General features: G+C 54.8%; 9 protein-coding genes and 1 pseudogene. 4 read left to right on the top strand and 6 right to left on the bottom strand.

The annotated features are described in order from the left end of the window. Positions 1-300 (bottom strand): universal stress protein UspA (gene uspA / locus ENTMO_RS0122755; protein ID WP_010436634.1); only part of this gene is annotated, 300 nt, incomplete at its 3' end. Positions 301-583: 283 nt separating this feature from the next. Between uspA and uspB the strand changes: the two genes are divergently transcribed. Further along, positions 584-919 (top strand): universal stress protein UspB, encoded by a 336-nt coding sequence (gene uspB, locus ENTMO_RS0122750; protein WP_003861224.1) that lies wholly within the window; start codon positions 584-586, stop codon positions 917-919. A 54-nt stretch (positions 920-973) separates the two neighbouring features. On the opposite strand, the gene pitA is transcribed toward uspB, so the two are convergent. After that, entirely contained in the window at positions 974-2,473 is a 1,500-nt protein-coding gene (gene pitA / locus ENTMO_RS0122745) for an inorganic phosphate transporter PitA (RefSeq protein WP_010436629.1), read from the bottom strand. 228 nt (positions 2,474-2,701) lie between these two features. Between pitA and ENTMO_RS0122740 the strand changes: the two genes are divergently transcribed. Continuing rightward, positions 2,702-3,898, top strand: coding sequence for a BaiN/RdsA family NAD(P)/FAD-dependent oxidoreductase (locus tag ENTMO_RS0122740; RefSeq protein ID WP_010436627.1), 1,197 nt, complete (start codon positions 2,702-2,704; stop codon positions 3,896-3,898). Between the two features lie 32 nt (positions 3,899-3,930). On the opposite strand, the gene ENTMO_RS24475 is transcribed toward ENTMO_RS0122740, so the two are convergent. Together ENTMO_RS24475 and ENTMO_RS0122730 are read right to left on the bottom strand one after the other, a co-directional pair. After that, positions 3,931-4,884, bottom strand: coding sequence for a hydroxyacid dehydrogenase (locus ENTMO_RS24475; protein WP_010436624.1), 954 nt, complete (start codon positions 4,882-4,884; stop codon positions 3,931-3,933). Next, positions 4,884-5,576: an RraA family protein gene (locus tag ENTMO_RS0122730; RefSeq protein ID WP_010436621.1), complete on the bottom strand. Its 693-nt coding sequence runs from the start codon at positions 5,574-5,576 to the stop codon at positions 4,884-4,886. The genes ENTMO_RS24475 and ENTMO_RS0122730 overlap by 1 nt, the downstream gene beginning before the upstream one ends. A gap of 169 nt (positions 5,577-5,745) precedes the next feature. On the opposite strand from ENTMO_RS0122730, the gene ENTMO_RS0122725 reads away from it, so the two are divergent. Further along, on the top strand, positions 5,746-6,483 hold the full coding sequence (locus tag ENTMO_RS0122725) for an IclR family transcriptional regulator (RefSeq protein ID WP_010436618.1): 738 nt from the start codon (positions 5,746-5,748) through the stop codon (positions 6,481-6,483). 35 nt (positions 6,484-6,518) lie between these two features. Here ENTMO_RS0122725 and ENTMO_RS0122720 read toward each other — a convergent pair whose 3' ends face one another. Then, on the bottom strand, positions 6,519-7,853 hold the full coding sequence (locus tag ENTMO_RS0122720) for an MFS transporter (RefSeq protein ID WP_010436615.1): 1,335 nt from the start codon (positions 7,851-7,853) through the stop codon (positions 6,519-6,521). Between the two features lie 176 nt (positions 7,854-8,029). After that, a complete protein-coding gene (locus ENTMO_RS26250) occupies positions 8,030-8,281 on the bottom strand; it encodes a hypothetical protein (protein ID WP_162096493.1) in 252 nt (83 codons plus the stop codon). Between ENTMO_RS26250 and ENTMO_RS24470 the strand changes: the two are divergent. Beyond that, a pseudogene (locus ENTMO_RS24470) lies at positions 8,183-9,209 on the top strand (TerC/Alx family metal homeostasis membrane protein). The gene ENTMO_RS26250 and the pseudogene ENTMO_RS24470 sit on opposite strands and share 99 nt — an antisense overlap. Positions 9,210-9,238: the final 29 nt, after the last annotated feature.

Below are 9,238 nucleotides of genomic sequence, written 5' to 3'. Positions count from 1 at the left end.
CTTGATCGCATCAACCAGCACCTGGCCCAGGTCGCCGCTACCGCTCAGGGTTTCGGTGATTGGATAGCCCGCGTTGGTGGACAGTTCGCTCAGCGCATGGTGAGTCTCTTCGGAGATGCGTTTCTGCATATCGCCAAGATTCACGTCGATCAGACCGGTGTAAAGGTCGGAGTAGTTCACATCAACGTGAATCAGCGAAACTTTCGCGTTGTAGGGACGTGCCATGGATACCGCTTTATCAACCAGCACTTTGCTCTCCGGGGAGAGGTCTACCGCGATGAGAATGTGTTTGTAAGCCATAGTGTTACTCCTTCCTTAAGTTATCGATGACTAAATGAGAATGCCGTCGTCTGATACATTCATTACGGCCCAGTTAAACATATTTTTCAAGCTTTGGTGTTGATAACGATTAACCTTGTGGCAAAAAAATTAACGGATCTCCTACACTATTTAATGAACCGTTCGGATATTAAAACGCGAACCGGATCGACTTTTGGTCATTCTTTCACTGAACTGTCTGTCAGGGCATTGGAGTGCGGTAGCTCAGAAGCCTTGCTTCGTGGGCGGACGCCGGGGAGGATGTATGATTAGCACCGTCGCATTGTTTTGGGCGTTATGCGTAGTTTGCATAGTGAATATGGCGCGCTACTTCTCATCGTTACGTGCGCTGTTAGTAGTACTTCGTGGTTGCGATCCGTTGCTTTATCAGTATGTGGACGGTGGAGGATTCTTCACCTCGCATGGACAGCCCAGCAAACAGATGCGTCTGGTGGGATACATCTACTACCAGCGTTACCGCGATCATCACGATGAAGAGTTTATCCGTCGTTGCGAGCGTCTGCGTCGTCAGTTCATTTTGACCAGTGCCCTGTGCGGGCTGGTCGTGGTCAGTATGATTGCATTGATGATTTGGCACTGAGCATAAAAAAAGCGGGTCAGTTTCCTGACCCGCTTTTTTGTCGCCTTCAACCGATTAAATCAGCTTCAGCGAAATCCAGTACAAACCGCCAGACAGCAGGATGGATGCCGGGAGTGTAAACACCCAGGCCATCAGAATGTTGGTCACGGTTTTACGCTGCAGACCGCCGCCGTCAACAATCATGGTACCTGCCACGGACGAGGAGAGTACGTGGGTGGTGGATACTGGCATACCGGTGTAGCTCGCCAGACCGATAGAAACCGCCGCCGTCATCTGCGCAGACATACCCTGCGCATAGGTCATGCCTTTCTTACCGATCTTCTCGCCGATGGTGGTCGCCACACGACGCCAGCCAATCATTGTACCGATACCCAGTGCCAGCGCGACGGCCATGATGATCCAGATTGGCGCGTACTCAATGGTGTTGAGCATATCGCTTTTCAGTTTCTTCAGCAGACGTTTGTCGTCAGCATTCACGTCTGGCAGCTTCGCGACTTTATCCGTCACGTCAGAGATGCAGAGCATGATGCGACGCAGTTGACCACGCTGTTCAACAGCCAGTTTGTCGTAGCTTTCGATGTCGCCCAGCATGCCTTTGGCACGTTCCAGCGCGTTAATCGCGTTTGCCGGATGGCAGTGGAACTCGCCCGGCGCGGTGGTGGCACCCGCTTCAGGAGACGGAATCAACTGGTCAACGCCGGTCGCTTTCTTCAACAGGGCAGGATGCTGCTGGAAGTACACTTCGACGTTGTTAATTGCATCACGTGTACGGGTGATTTCGTAACCGGAGGCGTTCATGTTGACCACGAAACCCGCCGGTGCGACGCCAATCAGTACCAGCATCACCAGACCAATCCCTTTCTGACCATCGTTCGCGCCGTGAGAGAACGCCACGCCAATAGCGGAAATGATCAGCGCAATACGCGTCCAGAATGGCGGCTTTTTCTTGCCGTCTTTCTTCTCACGCTCTGCTGGCGTCAGGTGGATACGCGCACGTTTTTTCGTGTTGCTCCAGTAGCGACGCAGGATGAAAATTAATCCACCCGCAACCACCAGACCCACGATAGGAGAGATGATCAAAGAGCCGAAAATCCCCAACACTTTCGGGATGTTCAGCGCATCAACAACGGACGTCCCGGTCATCAGGGCATTGGTTAACCCGATACCGATAATCGCGCCGATGAGAGTGTGAGAACTGGATGCAGGCAGGCCGAAATACCAGGTACCGAGGTTCCAGATAATTGCAGCAAGCAGCATTGAGAACACCATAGCAAGGCCATGGCCAGAACTAACGTTGAGAAGCAGATCCGTTGGCAGCATATGCACGATCGCATACGCAACGCTCAGTCCGCCCAGGAGGACACCAAAAAAGTTAAATACCGCCGCCATAACAACCGCAAGCTGCGATCGCATTGCGCGAGTGTAGATAACCGTTGCTACTGCGTTTGCAGTGTCGTGGAAGCCGTTGATCGCTTCGTAAAACAGTACAAAAACCAGAGCAAGCAATAATAAAAGCCCGGTATGTAAATCCAGGCCGGCAAACAAATGTAGCATAGGACGTTACGCCATTTTGAGGACATGAACGCGGCGCATTATCCAGGACAAATGCACGGCGGGCAAAGTGAAATATAGACTTTTTTTGACATACCACCTGATTTGGGAAAAGTGCTTGAAAGGATAATCTTTAAATATCAATGAAATGGCTTTGTAATATCTTTTTACGCTGGTGTGACCACAGAGGAAACTTTACAATCCGCGGCAGTTAACGAAGAGGATTTTGACGTGGAAAGGTTTGATGCCGTGGTAATTGGCGCCGGTGCGGCGGGTATGTTTTGTGCGGCAATGGCCGGACAGGCGGGTCGTCGCGTGCTGCTGCTGGATAACGGTAAAAAGCCAGGCCGTAAGATCCTGATGTCCGGCGGCGGGCGCTGCAACTTTACTAATCTGTATGTTGAACCCGCGGCCTATTTGAGCCAAAACCGTCATTTTTGCAAATCTGCGCTGGCGCGTTACACCCAGTGGGATTTTATCGATCTGGTGGGTAAGCACGGCATCGCGTGGCATGAGAAAACGCTGGGCCAGCTGTTCTGCGACGACTCCGCGCAGCAGATTGTCGATATGCTGGTGGCCGAGTGCGAGAAGGGTGGCGTGACGATGCGCCTGCGTACGGACGTGCTGGAGGTCGCCCGCGACGAGCAGGGTTACAGGCTACAGCTGAACGGTGAAACCGTCAGCGCCGACAGCCTGGTGATCGCCAGTGGCGGCCTGTCGATGCCGGGGCTGGGCGCGTCCCCGTTCGGCTATAAAATTGCCGAACAGTTTGGCCTGAAGGTGCTGCCTACGCGTGCCGGTCTGGTGCCGTTCACGCTGCATAAACCGCTTCTGGAACAGCTCCAGACGCTTTCCGGCGTGTCCGTTCCCTCGGTCATTACCGCCGAAGACGGCACGGTGTTCCGCGAAAACCTGCTCTTTACCCATCGCGGCCTCTCCGGTCCGGCGGTGCTGCAAATCTCCAGCTACTGGCAGCCGGGCGAATTTGTGACGGTAAACCTGGTGCCGGACTGCGATCTGGACGTGTTCCTCAACGAGCAGCGTACCGCGCACCCGAATCAGAGCCTGAAAAATACCCTGGCGATGCAGCTGCCGAAGCGTCTGGTGGAGTGCCTGCAGGTGCTGGGGCAGATCCCCGATGTGTCGCTTAAGCAGCTAAACAGCCGTGAGCAGGACGCGCTGGTCGAGACGCTGACAGCCTGGCGCGTTCAGCCAAACGGCACCGAGGGCTACCGCACGGCGGAAGTGACGCTGGGCGGTGTCGATACGCACGAGCTTTCTTCGCGCACCATGGAAGCACGCAATGTTCCAGGGCTCTACTTCATAGGTGAAGTGATGGACGTCACCGGCAGGCTCGGCGGGTATAACTTCCAGTGGGCGTGGGCCAGCGCCTGGGCGTGCGCGCAGGCGCTGGCAGAGAAACCGTGACGGAAGGGCGTTTCGGTTCGTCCATTTTCGAGCTAGCGGCTGACGGTAAGCATTCTTTCATCAGCCGCACTCAAAACGTCTACAATATTTCTGGCCGCCACGGTTCCCATTTTTATATATGACGCTGCGCTGACGCCGCCAATATGCGGGGAGATAATGATGTTATCGATGCCCTGCCAGATGTGCGGCGCGGTCAGCGGTTCGCTGGTAAAGCTGTCCAGCCCCGCGCTGTGCAGTGTTCCATCCTTTAACGCTGCGAACAATGACCTGTCGTGAATCAAGCCGCCGCGTGCCGTATTCACCAGGATAGCGTTTCGTTTAACGTGCGCGAGCGTCTCCGTATTGATCATGCCCCGATTCTCGTCGGTGAGCGGACAATGCAAAGAAATCACATCGGAGCGGGACAGAAGGTCAGTCAGGGTATCAGTGCGCTCGCAGACGGAAGGCATTGATTTAGCGTAGGGATCGTAAGCCAGAACCCGCATACCAAAGGCGTGACCCATATTCGCCACCCGCGAGCCAATCGCCCCCAGCCCGATCAGCCCCAGCGTTTGCCCCTCCAGTTCGATGGATTTATGCGTGGCTTTGTCCCAGTGCCCTTCGCGCAGTCGCGTGTCCAGGGACACCACGGATTTGGCGCAGGCGAGAATCAACGCCCAGGTGTGCTCCGCCACCGCCGCTGCGTTTGCCCCCGGCGCGGATCGGACGGCGATGTTACGCTCGGCCGCCGCCGCCAGGTCTATCACATCGATCCCGCTTCCGTGTTTGGAAATAACCTTCAGGGCAGGCGCAGCATCCATGATTTTCGCGGTTATCTTGCCGTAACGTACCAGTATTGCCACCGGGTTATGCTGCTCGCACAGCGCAATAAGCCCATCCTCCGTGGGCTGGCGACCCGCAAACACCACCTCAAAACCCTGCAACATTTCCATGGCCTGCTCCGCCAGGTCGCTTCCGGTAACAATGACTACCTTTTTGTTTTCCATTACAGCGTCTCCCCGTCCGCCAGCATGCCCGCCTTGCGCAGCGCGTCGTTAAGCCAGTGTGGACGTAAATCTCCCTCGCGGATGGCGGCAAGACGTTTAGTCTCCATCTCCAGCTTTCCTTTTGCCAGGGCGATAATCTGCTGAACCTCATCGCGCGGGATCACCACCACGCCGTCGATATCGGCTACCACTAAATCTCCGGCCTGTACCGTCGCGCCGGCAATGGAAATCGGATGGTTAACCCGGCCAGGAATAGACTTTGTCGGGCCGCAGGGATTCAGACCGGCAGAGAAAACGGGATAGTTACCCTTGCTCAGCGTGTCAGCGTCACGCACTGCTCCGTCGATGATGATCCCGGCAATCCCGCTCGCCTGGGCCTGGGTTGCCATAATTTCACCCAGTAGCGCACAGCTCAGATCGCCTTTTCCATCAACGATCAGAACATCCCCAGGTTGGGCAACCGCCATCGCGGCGTGAATGGCCAGATTATCTCCTGGCCGTACCTCAACGGTGACGGCCGGACCCGCAACGGCCATATGCGGTGCCAGCGGCTTGATGCGGCCATGGAGCGTGCCGCGGCGTCCGGCAACATCCGCGAGGATAGCTGCCTGATACTCTGCGGCCTGGCGAACCTCTTCAGCAGAAACGCGTTCGAAGTGGCGATTGATCGTTGGTTTTTCAGAAACGGACATGAATGCCTCCATATTGTTTTACTGTGTACAATGCAGGTGTACAATACGAAACAACTATAGCGGTGTTGCTTTCCTTTTAGCCAGACCCGAGAGGGGGTTTGTGATGTAAACACGAAGTGACTCACAAAATTTGAGGTACACTCACTGCCGGGCTGAAAAGGAGATAATGATGGGGAATGAAGGCGTTGTAGCGGTTGAAAAAGCGCTGGCTTTACTGGATTGCTTCCGTCCTGGCGATGAAAGCCTGACGCTGACCGCGCTGGCTCAGCTATCGGGTTATCATAAAACCACGGTTTACCGCTTGATGAATTCTCTTGAACGGATGAACTATGTCGTCAGGCATGATGACGGCAATTATGCGCTTGGCCCTCGTCTGCTTTACCTCGGTAAGCTGTATGAACAGTCTTTCCATCTTTCCAGGGTAGTTCAACCTGAGCTACAGGCTTTATCCCTGGCTTCTCAGGAGAGTGCCAGCTGGTATGTGTTAGAGGGCGGGCAACGTCTGTGCCTGTTTCGTGCTGAAGCCTCACATGGGCTTCGTCACAGCAATCTTCCCGGCACACAGTTCCCGCTGGACGATTCTGCCATCAGTCAGGTTCTGCGCCATTGGGGTCTTAATGAACGCCTGCCGGACGGTGAGCCTGCTGTTCCGCTCTACACCGCAGGTGCCCGCGATCCCCATACTGCTGCGTTTGCAATGCCGGTCTTCGGTGTTCACGACAAGTTGATTGCGGTGCTGGCTTTGACCGGGCCCATATCAAGATTGACAGAAGACCGCAGGGAGCAAGGTATCAGCCAGTTGATGCATGACACTGCCAGCCGCCTGTCACAGAAAATGGGGGCGAGTAAGCCCTTCTGCCAGCAGTTTTACGGTGAAACGAGCGATACAGCAGAAGAAAACCGTTAACGAAAAGCGGGACACGCGTCCCGCTTTTGTTATCGTTAATTTGTTACCTGCTTCTCGTGTAGCTGAGTGTTGCGGGTCTGTCGGCCCATCATCAGCACCGCGATCCCCCCCGCCACACACAGCGCGGCCAGCGGAAGCATAGCCAGCGTATAACTGCCCGTCCGCTCATTGATAATGCCGTACGCATTTACCATTGCTGCTCCGCCAATCAGGTTCGCGATGGCGCCAATCGCGGCGAGTCCTGCTGCCGCCGAGGTACTGCTCATCCAGCCGGACGCCAGCGCCCAGAAAGGCCCTTTCATTGAATAAGCGCCGATGAGCATGATGCTGAGAATAACAATGGTGGCAGCAAGGGAGACGCTGACAAATGCGGCAAATACGCCTGCGGCAATCATGAAAAGCGTCAGCGCGGTATGCCAGCGGCGTTCGTTGGTTCGGTCAGAACTTCGTCCCCATACAATCATGAGTACGGATGCCAGACCGTACGGGATGGCGTTGAACAGTCCTGTCTCAAGATTATTGAGATGGAAGGATTTCAGCAGTTGAGGAGACCATACGCTGATGGTCGTGCCGGCAGACGATGCGCCAGCGTAAATCAGCGCCAGCAGCCAGATTTGGCGGTGCTTCAGCAGCTGCCACGTCGTTTGATGTCCAATATTCTTTTGCTGATTGCGCTCGTTTTCCAGCGTGGTTTCCAGCCATTGCTTCTGCTCACTGCTGAGCCAGTTCGCCTGATGGGGGCGATCGCGGAGAATAAACCAGGCGGCAATGCCGAGCAGTACGGCGGGCAAACCGTCAATGATAAACAGCAGATGCCAGCCACGCAGACCCAGCCAGCCGTCCATGGACAGTATCAACCCGGAAAGCGGGGAGCCGATGAAGTTGGCGAGTGGGATGGCGACCATAAAGGAGGCAATAATGCGTGCGCGGTAAGGGGAAGGGATCCGCCAGGTCAGATAAAGCACGACGCCAGGGAAGAAGCCCGCCTCTGCGGCGCCGAGAAGAAAACGGACGATATAGAGCGACGTGGTGTTCTGGACCAGCGACATACACATGGACACAATGCCCCAGCTAATCATGATGCGCGGGATCCAGATACGTGCGCCGACTTTTTGCATCGCCAGGTTGCTTGGCACTTCAAACAAAAAATAGGCCACAAAGTAAAGGCTGCTGGCGAAGCCAAATGCCGCTTTGCTGAGGCCAAGATCCTCATTCATCTGCAGCGAAGCCATGCCGATATTACCGCGATCGATAATGGAGATCAGATAGCTGACGATGAGAAACGGCAGGATACGCCAGATCACTTTCCGCATCGTCTCTTTTTCTATCCCCTCAGTGGCGGTTGCGCCGTAACGGGTTTGTTCTGTCATTGTGTCCTCGCAGGGTTTATTCTTGGTTTTATCAGGTACAACTCAGTTTTATTAAACAAAACCACTATAGCGACGATGCGTTATTTTTATCCAGTGAATGGAAGGTTTAAATTATGTAAATAAGAGGTGACTCACATATAAAGTTCTTAACGTAATGCGTCTAAACGGCAGATGCGTCACCCTACGTTGTGAGGTAAAGTACACACCTTGCGCAGCCACAGAGCTGCGGTTTTGAGGGTGGAGACGTTGATCAACAGTCCACCCTTTTTCTCGGCTGGTTTACGCCAGTCTGCATGGTGCTGTGTTTTGCCTCTGTAAAAGGGTTGTGTATGTCTGCTGCTCATCTCGGTTTCCCGACGGAAACCGTTGTTGTCTTTGTCGTAATGGCCGTTGGGGCGATGTTTATTGACCTCTTCATGCACCGTCACGATAAACCTGTCTCGCTGAAAAGCGCGGCGGATGTGGTCCGTTTTCTGGTTCACGATGGCGATGGCGTTTGCCGGGTTCCTGTACATCCACCACGGTGCCGAAATGGCGAGCCTGTTCCTTACCGGTTACGCGCTGGAGGAAGTTCTCTCCATCGATAACCTGTTCGTGATGATGGCCATCTTCGCCTGGTTTGGCGTGCCGGATAAATACCGTCACCGTGTGCTCTACTGGGGCGTGCTGGGGGCGATTGTTTTCCGCGGTATCTTTGTGGCTATCGGCACCAGCCTGTTAAGCCTGGGACCGTACGTTGAGGTGGTTTTCGCGCTGGTCGTCGGCTGGACGGCGGTGATGATGCTCAAGCGTAATGAAGAGAGCGATGAAGTTGAAGATTACTCCGGTCATCTGGCTTATCGTCTGGTAAAACGCTTTTACCCGGTCTGGCCGAAAATCAGCAGCCACGCGTTTATCCTGACGCAAAAAGAGGTGGATGCTGAGCTGGAGAAGCCAGAAAACCAGGACGTCATGGTTGGCCGCGTGAAGAAAGCGAAGCGCTACGCGACGCCGTTACTGCTCTGTGTGGCGGTGGTGGAACTCTCTGACGTAATGTTCGCGTTTGACTCCGTACCGGCCATTATCGCGGTGAGCCGCGAACCGCTGATTATCTACAGCGCCATGATGTTCGCTATCCTCGGCCTGCGTACCCTTTACTTCGTGCTGGAAGCGCTGAAGCAGTACCTGGTGCACCTCGAGAAAGCCGTAGTGCTGCTGCTGTTCTTTGTGGCGTTCAAGCTGGGTCTGAATGCCACCGATCACTTCTGGCATCACGGTTACAGCATTGGCGCGACGGCCAGTCTGTTTGTGGTATTGGGCGTGCTGGCGCTGGGGATTATTGCGAGCGTGATGTTCCCGGGGAAACGCACTGCCTGATGCATCGTTTGTCTCCCTCCCCCCGTGGG

Origin of the sequence: Enterobacter mori LMG 25706 (assembly GCF_000211415.1) — a bacterium.
Lineage (GTDB): Bacteria > Pseudomonadota > Gammaproteobacteria > Enterobacterales > Enterobacteriaceae > Enterobacter > Enterobacter mori.
The sequence above is the reverse complement of the archived record's forward strand: the minus strand, read 5'-3'. Positions and strand labels throughout refer to the sequence as shown.